Origin of the sequence: Sphingopyxis sp. (genome assembly GCF_041916015.1) — a bacterium.
GTDB lineage: Bacteria > Pseudomonadota > Alphaproteobacteria > Sphingomonadales > Sphingomonadaceae > Sphingopyxis.
On the sequence record NZ_JAYSAH010000046.1, the window covers coordinates 33,148 to 58,952 of the forward strand.

Annotated in this window: 26 protein-coding genes, 1 tRNA gene and 1 pseudogene; 18 read left to right on the forward strand and 10 right to left on the reverse strand. The window is 66.6% G+C overall.

Translation table 11 applies throughout. The features are described from left to right. Together ACE3SL_RS06370 and ACE3SL_RS06375 are read left to right on the forward strand one after the other, a co-directional pair. Window positions 1-804, forward strand: a complete 804-nt coding sequence (locus ACE3SL_RS06370; RefSeq protein ID WP_374524916.1) for a transglutaminase domain-containing protein — start codon at window positions 1-3, stop codon at window positions 802-804. Window positions 805-838: 34 nt separating this feature from the next. After that, window positions 839-1,570, forward strand: a complete 732-nt coding sequence (locus tag ACE3SL_RS06375) for a peptidase (RefSeq protein WP_374524917.1) — start codon at window positions 839-841, stop codon at window positions 1,568-1,570. 104 nt (window positions 1,571-1,674) lie between these two features. Here ACE3SL_RS06375 and acs read toward each other — a convergent pair whose 3' ends face one another. Continuing rightward, entirely contained in the window at window positions 1,675-3,642 is a 1,968-nt protein-coding gene (gene acs / locus ACE3SL_RS06380; RefSeq protein WP_374524918.1) for an acetate--CoA ligase, read from the reverse strand. Between the two features lie 96 nt (window positions 3,643-3,738). Here acs and ACE3SL_RS06385 point away from each other — a divergent pair, with 96 nt between their 5' ends. Beyond that, on the forward strand, window positions 3,739-5,241 hold the full coding sequence (locus tag ACE3SL_RS06385) for an aldehyde dehydrogenase family protein (protein ID WP_374524919.1): 1,503 nt from the start codon (window positions 3,739-3,741) through the stop codon (window positions 5,239-5,241). Between the two features lie 114 nt (window positions 5,242-5,355). On the opposite strand, the gene ACE3SL_RS06390 is transcribed toward ACE3SL_RS06385, so the two are convergent. The 3 genes from ACE3SL_RS06390 to fsa all read right to left on the reverse strand — a co-directional run bounded on the left by ACE3SL_RS06390 (window position 5,356) and on the right by fsa (window position 8,529). Beyond that, window positions 5,356-6,852: an acetyl-CoA acetyltransferase gene (locus tag ACE3SL_RS06390; protein ID WP_374524920.1), complete on the reverse strand. Its 1,497-nt coding sequence runs from the start codon at window positions 6,850-6,852 to the stop codon at window positions 5,356-5,358. Between the two features lie 7 nt (window positions 6,853-6,859). Beyond that, window positions 6,860-7,663: an enoyl-CoA hydratase-related protein gene (locus tag ACE3SL_RS06395; protein WP_374524921.1), complete on the reverse strand. Its 804-nt coding sequence runs from the start codon at window positions 7,661-7,663 to the stop codon at window positions 6,860-6,862. A gap of 215 nt (window positions 7,664-7,878) precedes the next feature. Then, window positions 7,879-8,529 carry a fructose-6-phosphate aldolase gene (gene fsa, locus ACE3SL_RS06400; protein ID WP_297663226.1) on the reverse strand — a complete coding sequence of 217 codons (651 nt, stop codon included), beginning with the start codon at window positions 8,527-8,529 and terminating at the stop codon, window positions 7,879-7,881. Between the two features lie 211 nt (window positions 8,530-8,740). On the opposite strand from fsa, the gene radA reads away from it, so the two are divergent. The 4 genes from radA (at window position 8,741) to ACE3SL_RS06420 (ending at window position 13,089) form a co-directional block, all read left to right on the forward strand. Continuing rightward, window positions 8,741-10,102, forward strand: coding sequence for a DNA repair protein RadA (radA, locus tag ACE3SL_RS06405; RefSeq protein WP_374524922.1), 1,362 nt, complete (start codon window positions 8,741-8,743; stop codon window positions 10,100-10,102). Window positions 10,103-10,244: 142 nt separating this feature from the next. Continuing rightward, a complete protein-coding gene (locus tag ACE3SL_RS06410) occupies window positions 10,245-10,790 on the forward strand; it encodes a CvpA family protein (protein ID WP_374524923.1) in 546 nt (181 codons plus the stop codon). Then, on the forward strand, window positions 10,787-11,215 hold the full coding sequence (locus ACE3SL_RS06415) for an iron-sulfur cluster assembly scaffold protein (RefSeq protein WP_374524924.1): 429 nt from the start codon (window positions 10,787-10,789) through the stop codon (window positions 11,213-11,215). Before ACE3SL_RS06410 ends, ACE3SL_RS06415 begins: the two co-directional genes overlap by 4 nt. Further along, window positions 11,212-13,089, forward strand: coding sequence for a cation:proton antiporter (locus tag ACE3SL_RS06420; protein WP_374524925.1), 1,878 nt, complete (start codon window positions 11,212-11,214; stop codon window positions 13,087-13,089). Before ACE3SL_RS06415 ends, ACE3SL_RS06420 begins: the two co-directional genes overlap by 4 nt. On the opposite strand, the gene aroB is transcribed toward ACE3SL_RS06420, so the two are convergent. Next, window positions 13,086-14,189, reverse strand: a complete 1,104-nt coding sequence (gene aroB, locus ACE3SL_RS06425) for a 3-dehydroquinate synthase (RefSeq protein WP_374524926.1) — start codon at window positions 14,187-14,189, stop codon at window positions 13,086-13,088. The two genes, ACE3SL_RS06420 and aroB, sit on opposite strands and share 4 nt — an antisense overlap. Continuing rightward, on the reverse strand, window positions 14,177-14,752 hold the full coding sequence (locus tag ACE3SL_RS06430) for a shikimate kinase (RefSeq protein ID WP_374524927.1): 576 nt from the start codon (window positions 14,750-14,752) through the stop codon (window positions 14,177-14,179). Before ACE3SL_RS06430 ends, aroB begins: the two co-directional genes overlap by 13 nt. A gap of 149 nt (window positions 14,753-14,901) precedes the next feature. Between ACE3SL_RS06430 and ACE3SL_RS06435 the strand changes: the two genes are divergently transcribed. From ACE3SL_RS06435 to ACE3SL_RS06450, 4 genes are all read left to right on the forward strand, one after another. Beyond that, complete coding sequence (locus tag ACE3SL_RS06435) at window positions 14,902-16,731, forward strand: hypothetical protein (RefSeq protein ID WP_374524928.1); 1,830 nt, start codon at window positions 14,902-14,904, stop codon at window positions 16,729-16,731. Beyond that, complete coding sequence (locus ACE3SL_RS06440; protein WP_374524929.1) at window positions 16,724-17,635, forward strand: tyrosine recombinase; 912 nt, start codon at window positions 16,724-16,726, stop codon at window positions 17,633-17,635. Before ACE3SL_RS06435 ends, ACE3SL_RS06440 begins: the two co-directional genes overlap by 8 nt. Window positions 17,636-17,644: 9 nt before the next feature. Continuing rightward, window positions 17,645-18,592, forward strand: coding sequence for an acetyl-CoA carboxylase carboxyltransferase subunit alpha (locus tag ACE3SL_RS06445; RefSeq protein WP_374524930.1), 948 nt, complete (start codon window positions 17,645-17,647; stop codon window positions 18,590-18,592). A 110-nt stretch (window positions 18,593-18,702) separates the two neighbouring features. Continuing rightward, a complete protein-coding gene (locus ACE3SL_RS06450) occupies window positions 18,703-20,205 on the forward strand; it encodes a M48 family metalloprotease (protein WP_374524931.1) in 1,503 nt (500 codons plus the stop codon). A gap of 99 nt (window positions 20,206-20,304) precedes the next feature. Here ACE3SL_RS06450 and ACE3SL_RS06455 read toward each other — a convergent pair whose 3' ends face one another. Further along, window positions 20,305-20,466, reverse strand: a complete 162-nt coding sequence (locus ACE3SL_RS06455) for a Flp family type IVb pilin (protein WP_374524932.1) — start codon at window positions 20,464-20,466, stop codon at window positions 20,305-20,307. 151 nt (window positions 20,467-20,617) lie between these two features. Here ACE3SL_RS06455 and ACE3SL_RS06460 point away from each other — a divergent pair, with 151 nt between their 5' ends. Both ACE3SL_RS06460 and ACE3SL_RS06465 read left to right on the forward strand, forming a co-directional pair. Beyond that, entirely contained in the window at window positions 20,618-20,773 is a 156-nt protein-coding gene (locus ACE3SL_RS06460) for a hypothetical protein (RefSeq protein ID WP_374524933.1), read from the forward strand. A 77-nt stretch (window positions 20,774-20,850) separates the two neighbouring features. Beyond that, a complete protein-coding gene (locus tag ACE3SL_RS06465) occupies window positions 20,851-21,279 on the forward strand; it encodes a (deoxy)nucleoside triphosphate pyrophosphohydrolase (protein ID WP_374524934.1) in 429 nt (142 codons plus the stop codon). On the opposite strand, the gene ACE3SL_RS06470 is transcribed toward ACE3SL_RS06465, so the two are convergent. Continuing rightward, entirely contained in the window at window positions 21,276-22,121 is an 846-nt protein-coding gene (locus ACE3SL_RS06470; RefSeq protein WP_374524935.1) for a methyltransferase domain-containing protein, read from the reverse strand. The two genes, ACE3SL_RS06465 and ACE3SL_RS06470, sit on opposite strands and share 4 nt — an antisense overlap. A 107-nt stretch (window positions 22,122-22,228) precedes the next feature. On the opposite strand from ACE3SL_RS06470, the gene ACE3SL_RS06475 reads away from it, so the two are divergent. From ACE3SL_RS06475 to ACE3SL_RS06495, 5 genes are all read left to right on the forward strand, one after another. Continuing rightward, a complete protein-coding gene (locus tag ACE3SL_RS06475) occupies window positions 22,229-23,041 on the forward strand; it encodes a double zinc ribbon domain-containing protein (protein WP_374524940.1) in 813 nt (270 codons plus the stop codon). Between the two features lie 4 nt (window positions 23,042-23,045). After that, window positions 23,046-23,306, forward strand: a complete 261-nt coding sequence (gene grxC / locus ACE3SL_RS06480; RefSeq protein WP_374524936.1) for a glutaredoxin 3 — start codon at window positions 23,046-23,048, stop codon at window positions 23,304-23,306. Between the two features lie 3 nt (window positions 23,307-23,309). Beyond that, on the forward strand, window positions 23,310-23,780 hold the full coding sequence (locus ACE3SL_RS06485; RefSeq protein WP_374524937.1) for a DUF1178 family protein: 471 nt from the start codon (window positions 23,310-23,312) through the stop codon (window positions 23,778-23,780). A gap of 47 nt (window positions 23,781-23,827) precedes the next feature. Continuing rightward, window positions 23,828-23,904 (forward strand) — tRNA-Arg (locus ACE3SL_RS06490). A 167-nt stretch (window positions 23,905-24,071) separates the two neighbouring features. Next, window positions 24,072-24,290, forward strand: a complete 219-nt coding sequence (locus ACE3SL_RS06495; RefSeq protein WP_374524938.1) for a DUF6771 family protein — start codon at window positions 24,072-24,074, stop codon at window positions 24,288-24,290. A gap of 57 nt (window positions 24,291-24,347) precedes the next feature. Here the strand turns inward: ACE3SL_RS06495 and ACE3SL_RS06500 are convergent, their stop codons facing one another. Together ACE3SL_RS06500 and ACE3SL_RS06505 are read right to left on the reverse strand one after the other, a co-directional pair. Continuing rightward, a complete protein-coding gene (locus ACE3SL_RS06500; RefSeq protein ID WP_374524941.1) occupies window positions 24,348-25,532 on the reverse strand; it encodes a recombinase family protein in 1,185 nt (394 codons plus the stop codon). 15 nt (window positions 25,533-25,547) lie between these two features. After that, window positions 25,548-25,652, reverse strand: a pseudogene (locus tag ACE3SL_RS06505) (recombinase family protein); the annotation flags it as partial. Window positions 25,653-25,805 lie beyond the last annotated feature (153 nt).

Consider the following 25,805-nt stretch of genomic DNA (forward strand, 5'->3'; position numbering starts at 1 on the left):
ATGCGGCTACGCGTCGAGCATACGACCCATTATCAATTCGACGGCCATGTCGCCTATGCGCTCCAGCAGTTGCGCCTGACCCCGAAGGAACGGCCGGGGCAGCAGCTGATCCACGGCTGGACGGTCGATATCGAGGGCGGTGCGCGGCAGCTCCATTACACCGACCATCATGGCAATGGCGTCGATCTGGTGTCGGTCGACAGTGGCGCGTCCGAACTCGTCATCCACTGTACCGGCGAGGTCAAGTTGGTGACCTGGGACGGGGTGATCGGCGCGCATCGCGGCGCGATGCCGCTCTGGACCTTCCTGCGCCCGACGCCACTTACCCGTGCGGGGCGGGGGGTGCGGGCGCTGGCTGCGGGGCTGGGGCGCGATTTCGCGAACGATATCGAGCGTGCGCACGCGCTGTCGGCGCTGATTCTGGACCGGTTGCCCTATCGGATCGGCGTCACTGATGCCGAAACCACCGGCGAGCAAGCGCTCGGAGGCGAAGGCGGTGTGTGTCAGGACCATGCCCATATCTTCATCGCCGCGATGCGGCATTTGGGGCATCCGGCGCGCTATGTCTCGGGTTATCTGATGATGAACGACCGCACCCATCAGGATGCAACCCACGCCTGGGCCGAGGCGTATTTCGACCATATCGGCTGGATCGGCTTCGACGTAAGCAACGGTCACTCGCCCGACCAGCGCTATATTCGCGTCGCGACCGGCCTCGACTATCGCGATGCCGCCCCGGTTCGCGGGATGCGCTATGGTGCAGCGCAAGAAAATCTGGTTGTCCAATTGCAGGTCCAGCAATAAGCGGGCTTAAACCGGGCGGGAAAAGCGGGATTCGATGACCTATTGCGTGGGCATGCGTTTGAACAAGGGGCTGGTGTTCATGTCGGACACCCGCACCAACGCGGGCGTCGACGACATCTCGCAGGTCCGCAAGATGCGGAGCTGGACCGTTCCGGGCGAGCGGGTGATCACGCTGATGTCGGCGGGAAATCTCGCGACGACGCAAGCGGTGGTGAGCCTGCTCGACGAACGCACCAAGGCGCCGGAAGACCGGCATCCCTCAATCCTCGCCGCGCCCTCGATGTTCCAGATCGCGACGATCATCGGCGAGACGTTGCGCGGCATCGTGATGCGCCACAATGACGAGGGACCGGCGGCGGAGTCGCTGTTCCGCGCATCGCTCATCGTCGGCGGGCAAATCAAGGGCGCCGAGCCGCGGCTGTTCCTGATCTATCCCGAGGGCAATTTCATCGAGGCAGGCGAGGACAATCCCTTCTTCCAGATCGGCGAGACCAAATACGGCCGCCCGATCATCGTGCGCTCCTATGATCCGACGATGTCGTTCGAGGATGCGGTGAAGCTGCTCTGCGTCTCGTTCGATTCGACGATCCAGGCGAATGCCGGAGTCGACCTGCCGATCGACCTCAAGGTCCATGAGCGCGACGATTTCACGACGGTGCGCGAGCGCCGCTTCGAACGCAACGATCCTTATTATGAGAGCGTCGCCGACGGCTGGGCCGAGGCGCTCGGGATCGCACTGGCGGAACTGCCGGACTTTCATTTCTGATAGCGCGATAGCGTAATTATCATCGTCACCCCGGACTTGATCCGGGGTCCAAAACCGCGCTGTCCAAATGGATTCCGGATCAAGTCCGGGATGACGATAGGGGGTTAGCGGTTCTTCCGCCCCTCGATCAGCCCGTCCACTAAACTCGGATCGGCCAGCGTCGACGTATCGCCCAGCGACCCGAAATCATTTTCGGCAATCTTGCGCAAAATGCGGCGCATGATCTTGCCCGAGCGTGTCTTGGGCAGCGCGGGGGTCAGATGGATATGGTCGGGGGTCGCGATCGGTCCGATCTCGGTCCGGACCTGTTGCTTGAGCGCTGCGGCAACTTCTTCCGTGGGCTCGACCCCGGCGTTGAGCGTCACATAGGCATAGATGCCCTGGCCTTTGATATCGTGCGGGAAACCGACGACCGCGGCCTCGGCGACGAGGTCGTGCAGCACCAGCGCACTCTCGACCTCGGCGGTGCCCATGCGGTGGCCCGAGACGTTGATCACGTCGTCGACGCGGCCGGTGATCCGCCAGTAGCCGTCACCGTCACGACGGCAGCCGTCGCCGGTGAAATATTTGCCCCTGTAGGTCGAGAAATAGGTTTCGGCGAAGCGCTTGTGGTCGCCGTAGATCGTCCGCGCCTGCCCCGGCCAGCTATGCGTGATGCAGAGATTGCCTTCGGACGCGCCTCCGGTCTGTTCGTCGACCAGCACCGTGCCTTCGGCATCGACGAGTTGCGGGCGAACGCCGAAGAAGGGGCGTCCCGCGCTTCCCGGCTGCATCGGATGTGCCCCCGGAAGCGTGGTGATCATAATCCCGCCAGTTTCGGTCTGCCACCAGGTATCGACGACGGGAACGCGGCCCTTGCCGACGATCTGCTGATACCAGCGCCACGCCTCGGGATTGATCGGCTCGCCGACGCTGCCGAGCAGGCGGATCGACGAGAGGTCGTGCCGCGTCACATAATCGTCGCCCTCGCGCATCAGCGCGCGGATCGCCGTCGGCGCGGTGTAGAGGATGTTGACCTGATGCTTATCGACGACCTGCCAGAAACGATCATGATCGGGGTAATTGGGCACGCCCTCGAACATCAGGGTCGTCGCGCCATTCTGCAGCGGGCCATAGACGACATAGGAGTGGCCGGTGACCCAGCCGATGTCGGCGCTGCACCAGAAAATCTCCCCCGGTCGATAGTCGAAACCATACCAGAAGGTGCTCGCGGTCCACACCGAATAGCCGCCGACCGTATGCAGCACGCCCTTCGGCTTGCCGGTCGAGCCCGACGTATAGAGAATGAAGAGTGGATCTTCGGCGCCCATCGGCTCGCACGGACAGTCGGTGTCGACGTCGGCCGACAGCGCGTCATACCAATGGTCGCGGCCTTCCTTCATCGCGACGTCGCCGCCGGTGTGCGCGATGACGAGCACCGCCTTGACGTCGACGCGTTCGAGCGCCTTGTCGACATTGGCTTTCAGCGGCACCACCTTGCCGCCGCGCAGCCCCTCGTCGGCGCAGATCACCCAGTCGCTGCCGCAATCCTCGATGCGGCCGTGGATCGCTTCGGGCGAGAAGCCGCCGAAGACGACGCTGTGCACCGCGCCGATCCGCGCACAGGCGAGCATCGCGACCGCGCCCTCGGGGATCATCGGCATGTAGATGGTGACGCGGTCGCCCTTTCGGACGCCCATTTTCTTCAGTGTGCTCGCGAAGCGGACGACCTCGGCAAGCAGCGCCTTGTAGCTGATGTGCCGCGTCTCGCCGTCGGGCGCATCGGGTTCGAAGATGATCGCGGTGCGGTCGCCATGTCCCGCGGCGACGTGGCGGTCGACGGCATTGTGGCAGAGGTTGAGGACGCCGTCTTCATACCATTTGATGTCGACCGGATCGAAGGACCAGCTGGCAATTTTCGTCGGCGGGGTCACCCAGGCGAGGCGCTTCGCCTGCTCGGCCCAGAAAGCGTCGGGATCGGTGATGCTCTCGGCATAGAGGCGGTCGTAATCGGCGGCGGTGCAATGGGTGTTCGCGGCGGCGTCGGCGGGAACGGGAACTAAGGGTTCGGACGGGGACAATTCGGACGACACGGCGACTCTCCCAATGGGCTTTGCTTTGCTCGCTTGAGTCGATAACCCGCGGGCCGCAAACTGCAAGGCGCGAAGGCGCCGAAGAAGGGACATGCTATGCTTCAACTGGGCCAGGAGACCGGCCGGATACTCGATGCGCTGGGCGTCGATCGCGCGGCCTGGACCGACGGATCGATGCCGGCGCTGACGCCGCTGACCGGCGAGCAGATCGGGACGGTGCAGGTCGCCGACTCCGCCGATGTCGATGCGGCGCTGAATCGGGCGGTCGCTGCGTTCCGCGCCTGGCGCGCGGTTCCGGCGCCGCGCCGCGGCGAGTTGGTGCGGCTGTTCGGCGAGGAACTGCGCGCTGCGAAGGACGATCTGGCCAAACTGGTGACGATCGAAGCGGGCAAGATTCCGTCCGAGGGCGCGGGCGAGGTGCAGGAGATGATCGACATCTGCGACTTTGCGGTCGGCCTCTCGCGCCAGCTCTATGGCCTGACGATCGCGACCGAGCGGCCGGGGCACCGGATGATGGAGGTTTGGCACCCGCTGGGCGTCGTCGGGGTGATCTCGGCGTTCAACTTTCCGGTCGCGGTGTGGGCGTGGAATGCCGCGCTCGCGCTCGTCTGCGGCAACAGCGTGGTGTGGAAGCCTTCGGAAAAGACGCCGCTCACCGCGTTGGCGACGCAGGCGATTTTCGCGCGCGCGGCGGCGCGGTTCGGCGATGCGCCCCAAGGCCTGTCGCAGCTTTTGATCGGCGGGCGCGAGGCGGGCGAGGCGCTGGTCGATGATCCGCGCGTCGCGCTGGTGTCGGCGACGGGATCGACGCGGATGGGGCGCGCCGTCGCGCCGCGGCTCGCCCAGCGCTTCGCGCGCTCGATCCTCGAGCTTGGCGGCAACAATGGCGTGATCGTCGCGCCCTCGGCCGACCTCGATCTCGCGCTGCGCGGCGTCGCCTTCGGGGCGATGGGGACCGCGGGGCAGCGCTGCACGACGACGCGGCGGCTGTTTCTGCATGATGGCATCTACAGCGGGTTCCTTGCGCGGCTGAAGGCTGCCTATGCCAGCGTTGGAGTCGGCAATCCGCTGGAAGGCGGGGTCCTCGTCGGGCCGCTGATCGATCGCGCTGCCTATGAGAGGATGCAGGAGGCGCTGGCGGCGGCCAAAGCGGCGGGTGGTATCGTGCTCGGCGGCGAGCGTGTGGGTGAGGGCGCGAGCTTCTATGTCCGCCCCGCGCTGATCGAGATGCCGGGACAGGTCGGGCCGGTGCTGGAGGAGACGTTCGCGCCGATCCTCTATGTCATGCGCTATGACGATCTGGATGCGGCGATCACGCAGCATAATGCGGTCGCGGCGGGGCTGTCGTCAGCGATCTTCACCACCGACCTGCGCGAAGCCGAGCGTTTCCTCGCGGCGAGCGACTGCGGGATCGCCAACGTCAATCTGGGAACGAGCGGGGCCGAGATCGGTGGCGCCTTCGGCGGCGAGAAGGAGACCGGCGGCGGGCGCGAAAGCGGCTCGGACGCGTGGCGCCAGTATATGCGCCGCGCGACGAACACGGTGAATTATTCGGATGCGCTGCCGCTGGCGCAGGGGGTGAGTTTCGATCTCAACTGACAACAACAGCGTCATTGCGAGCGAAGCGAAGCAATCCCCAGCTATCGGCCTCGCGCAAGGTCGATAGCTGGGGATTGCCGCGTCGCCTTCGGCTCCTCGCAATGACGAGATTTGTTAGTTTGCTCGCCACCCATAGCCTTCATCGAGCGCGACAATTTCCCCACGCGTCCCCACCGGCTCCGCCGTCCCATCGGTCAGGAACGCCAGCATCGCGGCGTCGCTCACGTCTACGTGCGCTAGGGTGCGCTTGCCCTCCGGCGTGCGCGCCACGGCGACACCGGCCTTCGGCGCTCCGTCGCGGCCATAGAAGACCGTGTAGCTTTCGATCGTTGCCGGTCCGGCATAATCCTCGACCAGTTCGGGCACCACGCCACGCTTTTCCTCGGCCTCGGCCTGATAGTCGAAGTCCTGCGGAAAGCGCGCCGCGGCGATCGGCCGATTCCCCAGCACGATGCAATGATTGTCGGTCGCGAAACCGCCGTTGGCGAAGAGAAAGCCGTAGCAGCCTTCGCTGCGCAGCTTTTCGACCATCGAGACCACGGCATGGCTCATATAATTGGCGATCGGGCCGCCGCCGAAGGTCAAGCCGCCGAACACCGTCGCGGGGCGGTCCCACGGCCAGCCGAGGATACGCCGCGCCATCTTTGGAACGCAGGGGAAGCAGCTGTAGAGCTCGACGCAGTCGAAATCCGCGACGGTCATGCCGTTGAGTTCGAGCGTGCGAATGATCGACGTCTCCATGCTGACGCTGCCGTCGTAGCGGTCGCGGCGGAGGATGCTTGCCGGTTCCTTCGCCGCGGCACCCATGCCGACATAGATGAGACGATCCTCGGCGATGCCACGCCGCCGCGCTTCGGCGAGGCTGGCGACGAGGAAGCCGGCGCCCTGATTCACCGACGAATTGGCGACCATCAGCTTAGAATAGGGGAAAGCGATCGGGCGGTTGCGCTCGTCGATCTTGAGGATGTCGGCGGGACTTGCGGGCTTCCTGATCCACGCACCGGAATTCGCGGCCGCGACCTCTGAAAAGCGCGACCAGATTTCGGCGCTCTCGAACTGTGCATCCGCAAGGCTCTGGTCCCACGCGGCGCGGGTCGCATTTTCGTAGAGCGGGTAGACGTCGACCGGCGCCGCGAGGCCGTGCTTCTGTGCATAGTCGGGCTCGCGCCGTGTCGCGACCTTGCGGATCGCGTTATAGCTCTTGTCCTCACCGCTCGCGGCCTTGGCGGCGCGGCCCGCGGCGGTGCGCAGCGCTTCACCGCCGACGATCGCGGCCAATTTGACCTCGCCCGCACCGATGCGGTTCGCTGCCTCGTTGAGCAGGCGGACCGGCGTGTCGCCGTGCGGCGCGGCGGACTGGTAATTAATCGCGGGACTGGCGCCGATTGCCGCCGCGAGCGGTTCGCAAAGCTTGCCGAGATGATGAAAGCTGATCTGGTCGACGATCGCGAGGCTGTCGATCTCGGCGAGCGGCACGCCCGCGTCCTCCGCCGCGACCTTCAAGGCCTCGATCATCAGGCCGAGCGAGTCGAGCCCCTGGTCGGGATCGTCGGGGCGGTCGTTGACCTGCCCGACGCCGACGATGACGGGAATGCGCTCGGGATCGGTCATGCCCATCTCAGCGCGCCTTCCAGACGGGCTTGCGCTTCTCGGCAAAGGCGCGCGGGCCTTCGCGGGCGTCCTCGCTCGCCATCAGCGCGCGGCGCTCGCGGCTGTTGTCAGCCCAATGCGCGTCGTCGCCCGCGATCTGTCCGTCCTGCATCCTGAGGGCGACGCGCTTCGACGCCTGCACCGACAGTGGCGCATTGCCCGCGATCTTCTCGGCGAGCGCGATGGCGGTCGGCATGAGGTCGGCAAGCGGGACGACGCGGTTCGCGAAGCCGTAGCGCAGCGCGGTCGCGGCATCGAAGGGATCGCCGGTCAGCAGATGCTCCATCGCCAGTTTCGGCGGCAACTGCTTGACGATGCGGAAGGCGCCGCCCGCCGCCGCGAACAAGCCGACCTTGACCTCGGGCAGGCCGAACTGCGCATTTTCGGCGGCGACGATCAGATCGCACATCAGCGCGAGTTCGCAACCGCCGCCAAAGGCGAAGCCGTTGACCGCGCCGATGACCGGCTTCGAGATCGGGTGCGCGGCAAAGCCGCCGAAGCCCCACGCCTGTTGCGCCTTGTCGTCGGGCTGGAGCGCGCCGCCACGCGACAGTGCGACGAGGTCGGCGCCCGCGCAGAACGCCTTGTCGCCCGCGCCGGTGATGATGACGACGCGGATGTCGGGGTCGGCCTCGGCTTCGTCGAGCGCGGTGCCGATTCCGGCATGGACGTCCGCGTTGACCGCGTTGCGGGCCTCGGGCCGGTTGATCGTGACGATCAATATATGGCCGTTGCGTTCGGTCAAAACGGCGGGGGCAGCGGTGTCGGTCATGCGAATCTCTCCCTTTCGGAAGAGTATCGGCGTAGGTTGACGTTTACGTCAACTGGAAAGGGTGACGGCGCTCAAACGAACCGCGGGCGCACGCCAAGAGTGTCGGGAGTCACATGCCTCCCGGCACTGCCAATCAGCCGAGGGCGCAATTTTGAACCGGCCGGAGATGGGTCCCTGCCTTCGCGGGGGCACGCGGCTTGATTATCTGCGTCGCGTCAGATCGACTGCCCGGTCTTGGCCCAGTCGGCCAGAAAACCTTCGATGCCCTTTTCGGTCAGGACGTGCTTGAACAACCCCTTGATGACCGACGGCGGCGCGGTCATCACGTCGGCGCCGATCTTCGCGGCTTCGAGGACATGGATGCCGTGGCGCACGCTGGCGACGAGGATTTCGGTGTCATAGGCATAATTGTCGTAAATCAGCCGGATGTCGGCGATGAGCTGCATTCCGTCGAAGCCATTATCGTCGTGGCGGCCCACGAAAGGAGAGACGAAGGTCGCCCCCGCCTTTGCCGCGAGCAGCGCCTGCGTGGCCGAAAAGCAGAGGGTGACGTTGACCATCGTGCCGTCGCCGGTCAGCGCCTTGCAGGTCTTGAGCCCGTCGATGGTCAGCGGCACCTTGATGCAGACATTGTCGGCGATCTTGCGGAGGATTTCAGCCTCCTTCATCATCGTCGCATGGTCGAGCGCGACGACCTCGGCCGAGACGGGGCCATCGACGATGGCGCAGATTTCCCTGGTCACTTCCTTGAAGTCGCGGCCCGACTTGGCGATCAGCGACGGGTTGGTGGTGACGCCATCGAGCAGGCCGGTCGCGGCGAGTTCCTGGATGTCAGCGATTTCGGCGGTGTCGGCGAAGAATTTCATGGCGTGGGCGATCCTGCTGGATGGTGATTCGGTGTTGCCGATCCACTAGAGCCCTTTGCTCGTCATTGCGAGCGTAGCGAAGCAATCTCCAGCCATCGACCTTGCGCAAAGGTCCATGGCTGGAGATTGCTTCGTCGCCTGCGGCTCCTCGCAATGACGGAGAGGGCAAAAGCACTAGCGTTCCATTTTTGTTCCGACTATGCGAGGCCGCATGGCCAAAGCGAAACGCCAATATGTCTGCCAGAATTGCGGCTCCGTCAGCTATCGCTGGCAGGGGCAATGCGCCGACTGCAACGAATGGAACACGTTGGTCGAGGAGGCCGGTGAAACCGCTTTTTCGGCCAAGCACGACCTCAGCAAGGGCGGGCGCGCGCTGGCGCTCGAAACGCTCGACGTCCACAGCCCGATGCCCGACCGGATGCTCTGCGGCATCGCCGAGTTCGACCGCGCGCTTGGCGGCGGCTTCGTTGCGGGGTCGGCGACGCTGATCGGCGGCGATCCGGGGATCGGCAAATCGACCTTGCTTCTGCAGGCAGCCGGGCGCCTTGCCAAAGCTGGTAAGTCGGTCGTCTATATCAGCGGCGAGGAAGCGGCGGGGCAGGTGCGGCTGCGCGCGCAGCGGCTGGGGCTTGGCGACGCGCCGGTCGCACTGGCGAGTGCGACCTCGGTGCGCGATATTCTTGCGACACTGGATAGCCGGACCGCCGATTTCGTCGTTATCGATTCGATCCAGACGATGCACAGCGATCTGATCGACAGTGCCCCCGGCACCGTCAGCCAGGTCCGCGCGAGCGCGCAGGAGCTGATCCGCTACGCCAAGGACAGCGGCGCGGCGATCGTGCTGGTCGGCCATGTCACCAAGGACGGGACGATCGCCGGCCCGCGCGTGCTCGAACATATGGTCGATACGGTGCTGGCGTTCGAGGGCGAGCGCAGCCACCAGTATCGCATCCTCCGTGCGGTCAAGAACCGCTTCGGCGGCACCGACGAGATCGGCGTGTTCGCAATGGGCGAGGAGGGGCTCGGCGAAGTCAGCAACCCTTCGAGCCTGTTCCTGACCGACCGCAGCCGCGACGTGCCGGGGTCGGTGGTCTTCCCGGCGCTCGAAGGCACGCGCCCGGTGCTGGTCGAGGTCCAGGCGCTGACCGTCCGCCTCGCGAGCGGCGCGACCCCGCGACGCGCGGTGGTCGGCTGGGACAGCGGGCGGCTGGCGATGGTGCTCGCCGTGCTCGAAGCGCGCTGCGGGCTCCAGATGGGCGCCGCCGAAGTCTATCTCAACATTGCCGGCGGCTATCGGCTTACCGATCCGGCGGCCGACCTCGCGGTCGCCGCGGCGCTGATCTCGGCGTTCAGCGAACGGCCGGCGCCGTCGGACGCCATCGTCTTCGGCGAGCTTTCGCTATCGGGCGAAGTGCGGCCGGTTTCGCACGATGCGCTGCGCCTGCGCGAAGCAGCGAAGCTCGGCTTTTCAAGGGGCTGGGGGCCAAAGGGGATGAAGGCTGTGAACGGGATTGGCGTCACCGGCTTCGGCCGGCTCGGCGAACTCGTTGACCTGATGCTTGGCCGTGATTAGATCAGCGAACGCTAGGTTTTTCCGTTCGCCCTGAGCTTGTCGAAGGGCTGTTCTTTCTGTCCCGGAAGGAGAAAAGGACGGTGCTTCGACAAGCTCAGCACGAACGGTTGTATTTCATGCGTGATTTCTGGATTGCGGTTCGATGGCCAATCTGACCGCCCTCGACATTCTCGTGCTCACCCTCGTCGGCGGCGGCGCGGTGCTCGGTTTCATGCGCGGGCTGGTGCAGGAGGTGACGACGCTCCTCGCCTGGGTTCTCGCGATTCTCGCAGTGCGCTTCTTCCACCCGATGACCACCGATCTGCTGTCGGGCTGGATCGAGGCGCCCGGCGGTGCGGCGATGCTCGCCTTCGTGATCCTGTTCGGCGGCGTCTTCGGCCTCGCCAAATGGGGATCGCGCGCGATGGGACAGCGCAGCCGCGCTTCGCTCGTCGGCGGCTTCGATCGCGGGCTCGGTGCCGGTTTCGGCGCGGTCAAGGGCCTGCTCGTCGCGACGCTGCTCTTCATGGCCGCAACGCTGCTTTACGACATCGGCTACGGCAACGCGCAGCGCCCCCAATGGATGACCGACAGCCGCACCTATCCGGCGCTCAGCGCGACCAGCGCGGCCTTGAGCAAGGTCATTGCGGAGCGCCGTGCCGAGGCGCGGTCGGCGCAAGCCGAAGCCGACAGGCAGGGCGCGCCATGAGCGGCGCGCTCTACAATCGCGACATATTGGCGCTCGCCGTCGGCTCGGCCGATTTCCCGCTACGCGAAGGAGCGCGGCACCGCGTTTCGGTGCGCGCGCCGCTCTGCGGCAGCGCGATAATCCTCGATATCGACACGGACGAGGCGGGCCGCGTGACCGGCATCGGCATGCATGTCGAGGCGTGTGCGCTCGGCCAAGCTTCGGCGACCCTGCTCGCGCGCCACGCGGAGGGCAAGAACCTCACCGAGATTGGCGCTGCGCGCGCCGCGATCGCTGGCTGGTTCGCGGGCGAGGGCGATCTTCCCGACTGGCCGGGTTTCGACCTTCTCGCCGCCGCGCGCGATTATCCGGCCCGGCATGGCGCCATCCTGCTCCCCTTCGACGCCGCAGTTGCGGCGCTCGGCGAGCAGGCAGCCCCGGTATGAGGCTCGCCGTTATCGCCGCCACAGCGACCGCGGCCGTGGGCGAGACCGCCACCGACGCTGCGCTGCTCGAAGGCGCGATCCTGCTCGGGGTCGCGACGCTGTTCGTCCTCATCTTCCGCCGTCTCGGGCTCGGCGCGGTGCTCGGCTATCTGATCGCGGGCGCGCTCGTCGGGCCGCACGGGCTGGGGCTCGTCGGCGGCGGCGAATCGAAGCTCGCCTTTGCCGAGATCGGCATCGCCTTCCTGCTCTTCCTTGTCGGGCTCGAACTCCACCCGAGGCGCCTCTGGGATCTCCGCCGCGCGATATTCGGACTCGGCTTCGCGCAGGTCGCGGTGTCCGGGTTGATCCTTGCGGGCCTGATCTTCGTGACCTTGGGCTTCAGTTGGCAGGCGGCGCTCGCGCTCGGCTTGCCGCTCGCGCTGTCATCGACCGCGCAGGTGCTGCCCAGCCTCAAAAGCTCGGGCCGGATCAACTCGCCCTTCGGCGAAAAGGCCTTTTCGATCCTGCTGTTCCAGGACCTTGCGATCGTGCCGATGATCACGATCATCGCCGCGCTGTCGCGCGCGCCCGCCGACCCCTCGGCGCCGCCGGGATGGCAGATGGCGCTCTATACCGTCGGGGCGATCGTCGTCCTCGTCCTCGCAGGGCGCTTCGTCGTCAATCCACTGCTCCGCCTCGTCGGCCGCTATGGCGAGCGCGAATTGTTCGTCGTCGTCGGCCTGCTCGCGGTGCTGGCGAGCGCGGCCTTCATGCACAGCCTGCACCTGTCGACCGCGCTCGGGGCGTTCGTCGCGGGCATGATGCTCGCGGATTCACCCTATCGGCACGAGATCGAGGCCGATGTCGAGCCGTTCCGCCTCGTGCTGCTCGGCCTCTTCTTCCTCGCGGTCGGCATGGTGCTCGACGTCGGCGTCGTCGCTGCCAAGCCGTTGCTCGTTATCTCGCTCGCCGCGGGACTGGTAGTAGTGAAGGTCGCGGTGCTCACCGTCCTCGTGCGGCTGTTCGGCAAGTCGTGGAGCACCGCGCTCGGTCTCGGCCTGCTGCTCAGCCAGGGCGGCGAGTTCGGTTTCCTGCTCTTTACCCAGGCGGCCGACGCGCTGCTCGTCGCGCCCGAGGCGGCGAGCCTGTTCAGCGCCGTCGTCACCCTGTCGATGATGACGACGCCCTTCCTGATGCTGTTCGCGCGCAATCTGGAGTTTTCGCCCGGGAGCGATGCCGATCTCGACGATCCCGAAAATGCGCCGCGCGGATCGTCGATCGTCATCGGCTACGGCCGCTTTGGACAGATCGTCGCGCAGATGCTGCACGCGGTTGATTGCTCGGTGACCTTGATCGACAAGAAGCCGAGCCAGATCGAGCTGTCGGGGCGTTTCGACACCAAAGTCTATTTCGGCGACGGGCTGCGCATCGACGTGCTGCGCCGCGCAGGCGCCGAAGAGGCGCGGCTGATCATCTTCTGCACCGATGATCGCGGCATCGACGCGGCGGCGCTTGCCCCGATTGTCGAAGCCTTTCCCGATGCCCGCGTGCTGACGCGGGTGTTCGACCGCCGGCAATTGCTCGCGATCGACGGCGCCGGCACCGCGGGCGCGGTGCGCGAGGTATTCGAAAGCTCGATCGCGCTCGGCGCGATGGCACTGCAGCAACTCGAGGTCGAGCCGCGCGAGATCGAAGATGTCGAGCTGGCGCTGCGCCAGCTCGACGCCGAGCGGCTCGACATGCAGATCAGCGAGGGCGACCTCGGTGCGGGACGCGATCATCGCTTCGTTGCGGGCGGGGGACGGCAGGCGGCGAGCGTGCTCGAAGCGCTGCGCGAACGCCGGGCGGCGGCAAAGCGAGCGCGTGAAGAGGCCGAGAGCGAGGCGGCGGCCTAGCCCCGCTGCCCGTCCAGAAACGCCGCCACGCTATCCAGCCCATAATCCTCAGTGACGAAACTCCGTCCGATCCCGCGGGTCAGGATCAGCGGCAGCTTGCCGCCGCGCACCTTCTTGTCGTGCGCCATATGCGCCGCGAGTTCGGCGCCGCCGGTGTTGATCCCCGCGCTCGCGAGGCTGTGCGGCAGGTCGACGCTGGCGAGATGGTCGCGCACCCGGGCTGCATCCGCAACCGGGCAGAGGCCGTTCGCGGCCGAGAACTGATGCGCAAGCACCATCCCCGCCGCGACCGCCTCGCCGTGGAGCAGCCGGTCAGAATAGCCCGTTTCGGCTTCGAGCGCATGACCGAAGCTGTGGCCGAGATTGAGCAGCGCACGAATGTCCTGCGTTTCGCGTTCGTCGGCGGCGACGATCCGCGCCTTGGCGGCGACGCTGTGGGCGATCGCCTTGTGCCGGGCCTCGCCGTCGCCCGCGAGCAGTGCGGCGCCGTTCGCCTCGCACCAGGCGAAGAAATCGGCATCGTCGATCAACCCATATTTGACGACCTCGGCATAGCCCGCGCCGAGCTCGCGGCGCGGCAAGGTGGCGAGCGTCATCGGGTCGATCACCACCAGCGCGGGCTGGTGGAAGGCGCCGATCAGATTCTTGCCCGCGGCGACGTTGATCGCGGTCTTGCCGCCGACGCTGCTGTCGACCTGCGCGAGCAAGGTGGTCGGGACCTGGACGAAGGCGCAGCCGCGCTTGACGATCGAACAGGCGAAACCGACCAGATCGCCGATCACCCCGCCGCCGAGCGCGACGACATGATCGCTGCGCTCGACCCCTTCGCCGATCAGCCATTCGGTGAGGCGCGCGAGCCCGGCCCAGCTTTTGGAGCCTTCGCCCGCGGGCAGGACGAGCGACGAGACCGCGATGCCCTCCGCCGCCAGCGCGGTGCTCGCCGCGTCCAGATAATGCGGCGCGACATGCTCGTCGGTGACGATCATCGTCCGCGGGCGCTTGAGCAGCGGCGCGACATGGCGGCCAATCGCGCCGAGCAGCCCGTCGCCGATCAATATCGGATAGCTGCGGTTCCCCAGTTCGACGGTCAACCGTTCCATGTTGCGAGAGCCTCCAATATCGCGCGCACCGTATGCTCGTGCGGACTCGACGCCGAACTGACGCGGATATGCGCTTCGGCATAGATAGGGTTGCGGACCGCGGCGAGCTCGCGGAGCACTTCGCCCGGGTCGCGATCCTTGAGCAGCGGGCGGTGGCTGCGCCGCGCGACCCGCTCGACCAGCGTCGGAATGTCGGCGTCGAGCCAGATCGACAGGCTGTCCGCGAGGATCAGCGCGCGCGTCTCGTCGTTGATGAAGGCGCCGCCGCCGGTCGCCAGCACATGCGGCCGGCCTGCGAGCAGCCGCGCGATTACGCGGCGTTCGCCGTCGCGGAAATGCGCCTCACCGAACTTTGCGAACATGTCGGAAATCGTCATCCCCGCGGCATGCTCGATCTCGTCGTCGGCGTCGGCAAAGGCCATGCCGAGCCGCTGCGCGAGGCGGCGGCCGATCGTCGACTTGCCCGACCCCATCAGCCCGACGAGCACGATCGACCGATCGCGGATCGACGCGGGGATGGCTCCGTCAAGGTTTGAGCCCGGGCTTTTCGGGTTTCGCGACATGGTGCGCGGGGCTATACCGCGCAAGCCGCGCGGAACAATCACTTTCGCGGGCGCACTTATGGGACGAACTGCGGGCATTGGATATTGCGCGCGCGGGGCAGATCGGGAAAAGGCCTGTGGATGGCCGGACGCCCGGCGCCCGGGGACGGATGATGACGAAAAAGCTGCTTACCCTGACTTTGGGCCTTTCGGGCACCGCAATGGCGGCGGCACTGGTGCTGCCCGCGCTCGCGCAGGAATCGCTGCTCCCCGAAGGCTTCGGTAATCCGTCCGAGACGCCGAAGGCTTCGCCCGCGCCGTCCCCGACCCCGACCGCCACCCCGAAATCGTCACCGTCCCCATCCGCGGGAACCCCGGCGCCGTCGTCCGGGAGCGTCCTTCCGCCTCCCGTCACCTCGACCCTCACCGACGCGGCCAGCGAAGAGGGCGATGCCGCCGATGGTGAAGAAACCACGGCGGGCGGCCTCAAATACGACCTGCCGCCGGGCGCGCGGCGCCTGCTCGCGCGGATCGGGCCGCTGACGCCCGAAACCGGCGGACTCGCGCCCGACGCTTTTGGCGTGCGCGGCCAATATGCCGCGGCGATCATGCGCAAGACGAGCGGCAATCTCGCGTCGCGCTGGGGCCAGATATTGCTCCGCCGCGCGCTGTCTTCGGCGATCGACACGCCCGAGACGATCAATGGCGCCGACCTCGCCGCCGACCGTGCCGGACTGCTTCTCCGCATGGGCGAATCGATCGCCGCGCGCTGGATCGTCCAGTCGGTCGATTATGACCGTGCGAGCCCGCGGCTGGTTCAGGTTGCGCAGCAGACCTTCCTCGCCAACGCCGACCCCGCCGGCCTCTGCCCCTATGTTCCTGCCGGCCTCGCGCATGGCGAGGAACAGTCGTGGCGGCTGTCCGCGGCAATCTGTTCGGGCCTGTCGGGCGAAGCGGGACCGGCGGGCTGGGCGATCGGCCGGGTGCGGTCGAGCGGCAAGATCAGCAATTTCGACATTTTGCTTGCCGAGCGCGTGCTCGGCGCGACCGGCGCGGGCCGCCGTTCGACGACGATCGAATGGAACAAGGTCGACCGGCTGACGAGCTGGCGCTTCGGCCTCGCGACCGCGACCGCGATCGACATTCCCGCGGCGCTCCGCACCGGCGAGCCCGCTTATATGCGCGGCTGGACCGTGCTGGCGCCGATGACCGATATGGCCGACCGCATCGCCGCGGCGCCCGATGCGGCGGCGCGCGGCGTGCTGTCGAGCGAGGCCTATGTGTCGCTGCTGAGCGCGGCATCGAGCGAAGAAGAACCGCCCGAAGCGATCGCGGCCCAGACGAACGAACTGCGCGACGCCTTCGGCGCCGCGAGCGGCGCCGAACGCTATGCCGCGATGGAAGGGCTGTGGGGCGCGGGGCAGAATCCGGCGCAGCGCTACGCCGCGCTCGTCGCGACCGCGCGCGCCGCCGCCGGCCTGCCGACCGGGACCGACGTCGGAGACGACCCGTGGCAGCTCATGGGATCGATGCTCGCCGCCGGCTACGACGCCAACGCGATGGCATGGGTGCGGAAGCTCAATGTCGGCAGCCGTGCCTGGGGCGTGCTGGCTGTCGGGTCGCCGCGCGCGCTGACCGGCGTGAGCGCCGGGAGCATCAGCAGTTTTTCGGGCAGCGACGACAGCGCCGACCATCAGCGCTCGAAATTCCTCGTCGCGGGCCTCGCGGGGCTAGGGCGCCTCGACGAGGGGCAGGCGGCCTCGGCGGCTGGCGACCTCGACATGACGCTGGGCAAGCAGACGCGCTGGTCGCGCGCGATCATGGCGGCGGCCGAGCGGCGCGAGCCGGGCATGGTGGCGCTGATCGCCGCGGCCGGGATGCAGGGCGACTGGTCGGACATCCCGCCTTATCATCTCTATTATATCGTCCGCGCGCTGCGCGACGTCGGGCTGGAAGGCGAAGCGCGGATGATCGCAGCCGAAGCGCTGGTGCGTGTCTGACGGCGCACTGATCGACCGCTTTCTGGAGATGATGGCGGCCGAGCGCGGAGCATCGCGCAATACGCTTGCGGCCTACAAGCGCGACCTGGAACAAGCCGCCGAGATGGTGCGCGGTTCGTTGGGCGAAGCGGGCGCGGAAGACCTGCGTGGGTTGATGGCTGCCTATCATGATCTGGCGGCGAGCAGCGCGGCGCGGAAATTGTCGGCGCTGCGGCAATTCTTCGCCTTCCTGCTCGACGAGGGCGAGCGCGCAGACAATCCCGCGCTCGATATTGCGCGCCCGGCGACGCGGCGGCCGCTGCCGCGCATATTGACGCATGAGGATGTCGAACGGCTGTTCGGGCAGGCGGGCGAAGAGGCTGGGGGCGGTGCGCCGCCCGCGAACGCGGTGCGGATGCTGTTGCTGCTCGAACTGCTTTACGGCTCGGGGCTGCGCGCAAGCGAACTCGTCTCGCTCCCGCGCCGTGCGGTCGCAGGCGGGCGCGAATTTCTGATCATCCGCGGCAAGGGCGACAAGGAGCGGCTGGCGCCCCTGTCGGCGCGCGCGCGCGACATGCTCGAACGCTGGCTACCTTTCCTGACCGATGCGTCGCCCTGGCTCTTTCCTTCGGGCAAGGCGCATTTATCGCGCGTGCGGCTGTTCCAGATGCTGCGCGAACTGGCGGCACGCGCGGGGATCGATCCGGCGGCGATCAGCCCGCATGTTCTGCGCCATGCCTTTGCGACCCATCTGCTCGAAGGCGGGGCGGACTTGCGTGCGCTGCAACTGATGCTTGGTCATGCCGACATCGCGACGACCGAAATTTACACGCATGTCGATAGCCGCCGGCTCGTCGAACTGGTCAACAGGCGGCACCCGCTGGCGCATATGGATGGCGTTGACGGCGCGCCGCCTTCGCACTAGCGCTCCCCTATGACAGCCTTTCTGGACTTTGAAAAACCGGTCGCAGCGCTGGATCGGCAGATCGCCGAACTGCGCGAAATGGGCGACGATCCTTCGCTCAATATCGACAATGATATCGCGCGGCTGGAGGACAAGTCCTCGAAATTGCTGCGCGACATCTATGCCAAGCTGACGCCGTGGCAAAAGACGCAGGTCGCGCGCCATCCCGACCGGCCGCATTTCAAACATTATGTCGCGGGGCTGTTCGACGACTGGATGCCGCTCGCCGGCGACCGCAATTTCGGCGACGATCAGGCGATTCTCGGCGGGCTCGCGCGCTTTCGCGGCCGCCGCGTGATGGTGATCGGCCATGAAAAGGGCGACGATATTCCATCGCGGATGAAGCATAATTTCGGGATGGCGAAGCCCGAGGGCTATCGGAAAGCGATCCGCCTGATGCAGCTCGCCGACCGTTTCGGACTGCCGGTGGTGACGCTGGTCGATACCTCGGGTGCCTTTCCGGGCATCCAGGCCGAGGAGCGTGGACAGGCCGAGGCGATCGCGCGCTCGACCGAGCAGTGCCTCGCGCTTGGCGTGCCGATGGTCGCCGCGATCGTCGGCGAAGGCGGATCGGGCGGCGCGATCGCGCTGGCGGCCGCCAACCGCGTGCTGATGTTCGAACATGCCGTCTATTCGGTGATTTCGCCCGAAGGCTGTGCCTCGATCCTGTGGCGCACCTCCGACAAGGCCGCCGATGCCGCCGCCGCGATGAAGATGTCGGCACAGGATTTGCTGGCGCTGAAGGTCATCGACCGCATCATCCCCGAACCCGTCGGCGGCGCCCATCGGGCCCCCGAGGTCGCGATCGGGTCGCTAGGCGACGCGATCGCGCAGGAGCTCGATTCGCTCGCCGGTCTGCCGCGCGAGACGTTGCTCACCGAGCGCGAGGAAAAATTCCTGGCAATGGGGCGAGCGTAGACCCGGAACCCGAACGGCCCTATCGCGTTCAAAATCGCGACGATAGCAAGCCGCTGTTCAGCGGCGGCTTGGCTTATATCGTTCAGGGACCATGAAGCGGGAGGCTGCCGATGACGCGAAGGACGGGAACGACGGGAACGAGGCTGGCGATGGTGCTGGCCGCGAGCGTGATGCTGACGGGCGTTGCCGACGCGCAGTTGAAGGCGATCCGCACCCAGACGAATATCACCCCCGCCGAACGCAAGCAGGGCGACGAGGCGCATCCGCAGCTGCTCGCTGAATTCGGCGGTGCTTACAACGGTCCGCAGGCGGCCTATGTGAACCGGATCGGGCAGAATATCGCCATCCAGTCGGGTCTGTCGCGCTCGCCCAAGGATTTCACCGTCACTCTGCTCAACTCGCCGGTGAACAATGCTTTCGCGATCCCCGGCGGCTATGTCTATGTCACGCGCCAGCTGATGGCGCTGATGAACGACGAGGCCGAACTGGCGGGCGTGCTGGGGCACGAGGTCGGCCATGTCGCGGCGCAGCACAGCAAGAAGCGCCAGTCGGCGGCGACGCGCAACCAGATCCTCGGCGTGCTCGGCGCGGTGCTGGGCGGCGCCATCGGCGATAATGGCGGACTGCTCGGCGGGCTCGGCGGCCTCTTGCAGAATAATGCGATGAAGGTGGCGCAGCTCGCGACGCTCGGCTTCTCGCGCAGTCAGGAGCTCGAGGCCGACCAGCTCGGCGTTCAATATCTGAAGAAGGCGGGTTACGATCCGCTCGCGCTGTCGACGATGCTCGCGAGCCTCGCCAACCAGACCAGCCTTGAGGCGCGCCTGTCGGGCGGCGATGCGCGCTCGATCCCCGAATGGGCGAGCACCCACCCCGATCCGGCGTCGCGCGTCCGCAATGCTGAAAGCCTCGCCGCGCGCGTCGGTGCAGGCGGCGTCCGCAATGCCGATGCATTTCTCGCGTCGGTCGGTGGTCTCCTCTACGGCGACGATCCCAAGCAGGGCGTGATCGAGGGGCGCGATTTCCTGCATCCCGATCTGCGGCTCAAATTCACCGTGCCGAACGGCTATGGCATGCAGAACGGCAATGACGCGGTGTCGGTCAGCGGCAACGGCGGGCAGGCGCAATTTTCGACCGCCGCCTATAATGGCGACATGAATGCCTATATTGCGTCTGTTTTCAAGGCGGTCGGCGGCAACGCCAATCTTTCGCCGAATACTATCGAGCGGACGACAGTGAACGGCATTCCGGCCTATTATGCAATCGCGCGTGCCAATACCCAGTCGGGTCAGGTCGATGTCACCGTCTTTGCCTATGAATTTTCGCGGAGCAGCGCGTTCCATTTCGTGGCGCTGACAAAAGCTGGCGGCGCGTCGGTGTTCAACCCGATGTTCAACAGCGTGCGGCGGCTGGGCGCGAGCGAGGTGGCGGCGATCCGGCCGCGTCGGGTCGATGTCATCACCGTCGCGCGCGGCGACACGGTGGCGACGCTGGCGCGGCGCATGGCGTACAGCGACTATCAGACCGAGCGGTTTCAGGTGCTCAACCGCCTCGGTTCGTCGAGCCGGTTGACGCCGGGACAGAAGGTCAAGATCGTGGTTTACGCCAGCCGCTGAGGCGGCATGGCAAAGACGGGGCGCACGAAAAAGGGGCGGTGAAAGCCACCGCCCCTTCGGTTTCCTTGTGCCGGTGAAACCGGCGGAACGGTCGCTGACTTACTTCAGGTTGTCACCGACCTTGGTGAAGGTGCCCTTCACGCCGCTGCCGACGGCGCTCATCGCACCGATGCCGGCGACGGCGATCAGAGCGGCGATCAGGCCATATTCGATGGCGGTTGCGGCCTTGGTGTTGCGGACGAATTTCTTGAAGAATTTCATGACTGGTCTCCTGATGCTTCACTTACCCTGTTGACGGTCTGGTCTGGGTCAACGGTTCGGGTCTAGGCGAAATAGGTTTGGAAAATCTTAATGCCGGCCCCTCGAAAATAGGGCGGTGGCGAGTCCCGTTATTGGACAATCGGCGGCCTACATGACGCTGCTCGCGTTCGAGGAGACCCTGTTCCACATGGTGATGGTCGAGTTTCCGACGGCACTTATCGCGCCCACCGCAGCCAGAAATATCATGGCCAGTATCAGCCCGTATTCGACGGCTGTCGCGGCCCTGGTCGACCGCAGCAGCCTGTGAATCTTGTTCATTGTCCCGCCCCTGACTGAAGTTATAGTTCCCGAGGGTTCCGAACATCCCATAGGAAGGTTAATGATTTGCCCGCGTCCGATGGCGGAATCGCCGTAAAATCCACGCTTACCGTCGTCGCTGCGGCTCTTGTCGATCGCGATGGGCGGCTGCTCGTCCAGCGGCGGCCGGAGGGGAAGCCGATGGCCGGCCTCTGGGAGTTTCCGGGCGGCAAGCTGGAGCCCGGCGAGACGCCCGAGCAGGCACTGATCCGCGAGCTCGCCGAGGAACTGGCGATCGACGTCGATCACGCCTGCCTCGCTCCGGCCTGTTTTGCGAGCGACACGCTAGGTGACCGGCATTTGCTGCTGCTGCTCTACGTCTGCCGCAAATGGCGTGGAACGCCGATCGCGCAACACGCCACCGCGCTGCGCTGGGTGCGCCCGGTCGAACTGCACGCGCTCGCCATGCCGCCCGCCGACGAGCCGTTGATCGGCCTGCTCGAAGCCCTGATCTAAGGTTTCTGCTTCAGCGCTTCGGCGAGCGAGGCCGCGCCGCTGCCGCGCCGCGCGGGGCGGGGCTGGTCGGGATGCGGCGCCCAGCCGCTGAAATGGACGATACGAAAGGTTTCGGCGATGCGCCCGTCGGGGTCGGCCTGCGCTGCGAAGGCGGCGGCGATCCGTGCGGCTTCCTCGCGCGTCAGCGGAGGTGGCGCGGGGGCGAGGCGACTGGCGAGCCCCGCGGCGCGCAGGTCGCGGACGAGCGCGAACCAATCTCCATAGCGCACCGTCAGCGCGTCGACATCGACGACCGGCAGGGCAAAGCCGGTGCGCTGGAGCAGATTGCCCATCGATGAAAGGTCGATCTGCGGGTGCAGGCGCGCGATCGGCCGCACGCCTTCGCTCATCACGGCGCGGCGCTGGCGCGGCAGGCTGCCGTCGCCGACGAAGGCGCCGAGCAGCAAGCCGTCAGGCGCGAGCAGCGCGCGCAGGCGGACGAGCGCGCCGGGGACGTCGTTGACGCTTTCGAGGCCTCCCGGCCAGACGATCAGGTCGAAGCTTTCGAGCGGCAGGTCAATCGCGTCAACCTCGCCGACGAGGGCCCCGGTTTTCTGGGCAAACCGTTGTCCCGCTTCGAACAGGGTGAGATCGGTGCCTGTGCCGCGAAGCCGATCGGCCAGCGCTGCATCGTGCGCGCCGATCAGCAGGGTTCGCGCGAAATCGCGCGTCACCATCGACAGGCGGTCGAGCAAGGTTTCGGCGATCAGCGGCGCTAGGAAATCGGCGCCTGTGGGGGCGTCGGCCATGCGGTCGCGTTGCGCGGCGTGACGGGCCGGGGAGAAGATCGGGGATGAGGCCATGCGCGCTTGTGCCGTCCCCGGCGATGCGGCACAAGCGCGAGATGACGATGGCGGAGAGGGTAGCGGGAGACGCCGAAATCGATGCGCGGTCTGGGGCAGGCCAGGCGATGGCGCGCCTGTTGCGCGCGGCGGGCCGCACGATCGTCGACTATGCCCTGCCGCCGCGCTGTCCAGGATGCGGCGTCCTCGTCGGCGCGGACCGGCAGTTCTGCCTGACCTGCTGGTCGTCGCTCCATTTCCTCGATGGCCCCGCATGCAGGCGCTGCTCTATTCCGCTGCCGACGGCGCTGCCCGGCGGAGAAGCGGAATGCGGCGCGTGCATGGCCGATGCGCCGCCGTTCGACGGAGCGCCGGCAGCGGTCGCCTATGGCCCGGTCGCGCGCACCGTCGCGCTGCGGCTCAAATATGGGCGGCGAACCGGTCATGCGCGGCTGATGGCGCAATTGATGGTGCGTCCGCTGGCGGCTCTCGGCCCGGCGGACGAGATGCTGCTGGTACCGGTGCCGCTTCATCGCTGGCGACTCTGGTCGCGCGGGTTCAATCAGGCGGCGCTCGTCGCCGATGCGCTGACGCGGCTGACCGGCGCACCGCGCGACCATCATCTGCTCGTCCGGCGCAAACCGACTGCGGCGCTCCGCGGCAAGGGACGGCGCGAGCGCGAGCGGATCGTCGCGGGCGCCTTTGCACTCGCGGACGGTGCCCGAAGGCGGGCGGAGGGCCGGCATCTGGTGCTGATCGACGACGTCCATGCAAGCGGGGCGACCTTGCGTGCGGCGGCGGGGACGCTGAAGCGAAGCGGCGCGGCGCGCATATCCGCGCTCAGCTGGGCGCGCGTCGTTCCCGACGCGCTGATGACGGGCAACATATTTGACTTTGCGGAGGTTGATTCCGATATGCAGGGTCAAAGGATGACAGGATAGCCGCATGGCAAAGATCGAAATCTATACGAAGGCCTTTTGTGGATATTGCGCGCGCGCGAAAGCGCTGCTCGACCGCAAGCATGCCGATTATCAGGAAATCGACGTGACGATGGATCGTGCCGGTTTCGAGGCGATGGTCGCGCGCGCCAACGGCGGCCGTACCGTGCCGCAGATATTCATCGACGGAAAGCATGTCGGCGGCAGCGACGATCTCGCCGCGCTCGAGGCGAAGGGCCAGCTCGACGCCCTGCTCGGAGAGGCCTGACCGTTGATCGTCTTCGACCTTAGCTGCACCGGCGCCCACCGGTTCGAGGCTTGGTTCGCGAGCAGCGAGAGCTTCGCCGATCAGCAGGCGCGCGGTCTGATTGCGTGCCCGATTTGCGGCGATGTCGAGGTCAGGAAGGCTGTGATGGCGCCGCGCGTCGGCGCCAAGTCGAACCAGCTTACGATCGCTCCGGCTCCGGCGCCGGCGCCGACCGAAGCGGTGACCGAACCCGGCCCCGAACTGGTGCGCAAAGTGCTGGCCGATATCGCGGCTAAGCAGGCCGAGATGCTGCCACAGTCGCGCTGGGTCGGGCGCGACTTCGCCGATGCCGCGCGTGCGATGCACGAAGGCCGTGCGGCGGAGGACCTGATCCACGGCCAGGCCTCGCCGGAGGAAGCGCAGGCACTGCGCGACGACGGGATCGCCGCGATGCCGCTGCTCGTGCCGATCGTCCCGCCCGAGGCCGCGAATTGATCCCGCGATTGACGCTGTGCATCCCGCGCCGCTAAACGAGCGCCGGCGCACCCATAGCTCAGCAGGATAGAGCGTCGGATTCCTAATCCGAAGGCCACAGGTTCGAATCCTGTTGGGTGCACCACGCACATGCAAAGCATTGATATAATTGTATAAAGTTGGATTTCGGTGACGAGAACGGCGCAGAATAGCGCCTTTCCGGACGGGTAGATTCGCGGCGGTGGTCAGAGACGAGAGACGTCTGGCGAATGTTCGTCGCCAGACTCAGCCTGGTCTCTGCGGGCGATTTTCGTGGCCACCGGACGGTTGTTTGGCGCCGTGGCCGCTGCCATAGGGCAGTGCATGACTCAGGCTTTGACCGACATCATACTCAGAGTCGTCGAGCGCGCACCATCGTGGATTCGGCGCGATCTCGGCGCGAAGGATGGGAGCGCGCGGGTGCGCGCGGAAGAGGCGCTGGCGGCAATGATCGCCGATGCGCTCAGCCAGCAAGAGAAAGCCGAAGACTAACCGCGGTTGGATCGGTGGGGAAGATGCCAGGCCCGGCGCGGGCCGCCGAGGATGTTCTCATGCAAATCCGAGGAGCCTTCGCTGATCGGCCCAGGCGAGCGGGAGCGCGGGAAGCTTGAGCAGCTGGCGGCTGGTGAGCGTCTTGGGCTGGGCGCCATCAAGGATGGCGGCAGTGATGTCGGGCGCGAGATAGGCGAGGCGGGCGAGCCGTTCGATATGCCGATTGCCGCGCGATGCCGCGCCAGAGAACAGGTCGGTCCGCGCCTGATGGGCCTTGGCGATCAGCGTGACCAGCTTCGGGTCGGGGGTTCTGGGGTCGGATGGCTTGCTGACGATGACCAGCTTGACGCCGCGCTTGCCGCGATGCATGTCGGCGCTGATAGCGAGCGTGGTGCGCGTCTCATCATCGATATCCGCGTGGGCGCGGTGATCAAGCGCGGACAATAACGCGCTGCGCGAAAGGTCGGCGGTGATGCGGTCGGCGTGGACCATGATCTTGAGCTTAAGCCGCTCGAACAGGTTGCGCGCGCCGAGCGAGGCTTGGGGACTGACCTGCCGGGCGAGCTCTGCCGCGGTGGTGATGCGCTGGTGCGTGTGTGTCGCTGATGCGTCCGGATCGAGCCGGACGATAGCGTCTTCATTCAGCAGCAGCGCGCGCAAGGCGTCGCGAGCCCCGCTCTCGATCGCGTGCGCGGCGATGCGCGTTGGTGGCAGGGCTTTGCGTGCCCGCGTCTCGCGATTGATATCCTTGCTGATGCTCGACACATAATAGGGATAGCGCCGTCCCTGCTTGACCGTGAATGACCGCGACATCGGCCGCCCCTCAGCATCGCGGATCATGCCCGCCAGCAGCGCGGCTCCGACGCTGGTGACGGCATTGCCGCGCTCGGCGGCCGAGGCGGCCAGCTTGGCCTGGACCGCCTCCCACAGATCGATCGGGACGATAGCCTCATGTTTGCCGTCATGAACCTTGTCCTTGTGGCGAAGCTTGCCGATGGCGATCGGGTTGGAGAGCAGCCAGTAGAGTCCCCCGCGCGAGAAGGCACATCCGCCGCGTGGTCCCGTCTTCGTTTGCTGGAGCTTGGTGCGAATGCCCTGCTCGTCGAGCAGCATCTTGAGTGCGCGTACCGATGGCTGCTCGAGGTAGCTCCGGAATATGTAAACCACGGTCGCCGCCTCGGCGGCGTTGGGAATGAGCTTGCGATCCTGCACATCATAGCCGAGCGGAACCGGGCCGCCCATCCAGATCCCGCGCGCCTTCGACTGCGCGACCTTGTCGCGGATGCGCTCGGCGATGACCTCGCGCTCGAACTGCGCGAACGACAGGAGGACATTGAGGGTGAGCCGTCCCATGCTGGTGGTGGTGTTGAACGCCTGCGTGTCAAACGGCGTTCAAAAGGGACCCCCGATCGGCGTCGAAGAGGGACCCCCTTTTCGGATATGATGCTGGTTTGTTGAAGATGGCCTTGCGCTGCGTGCGGCGGAGGGCGGGCGTAGCCCGACCGGAGGCGCGCG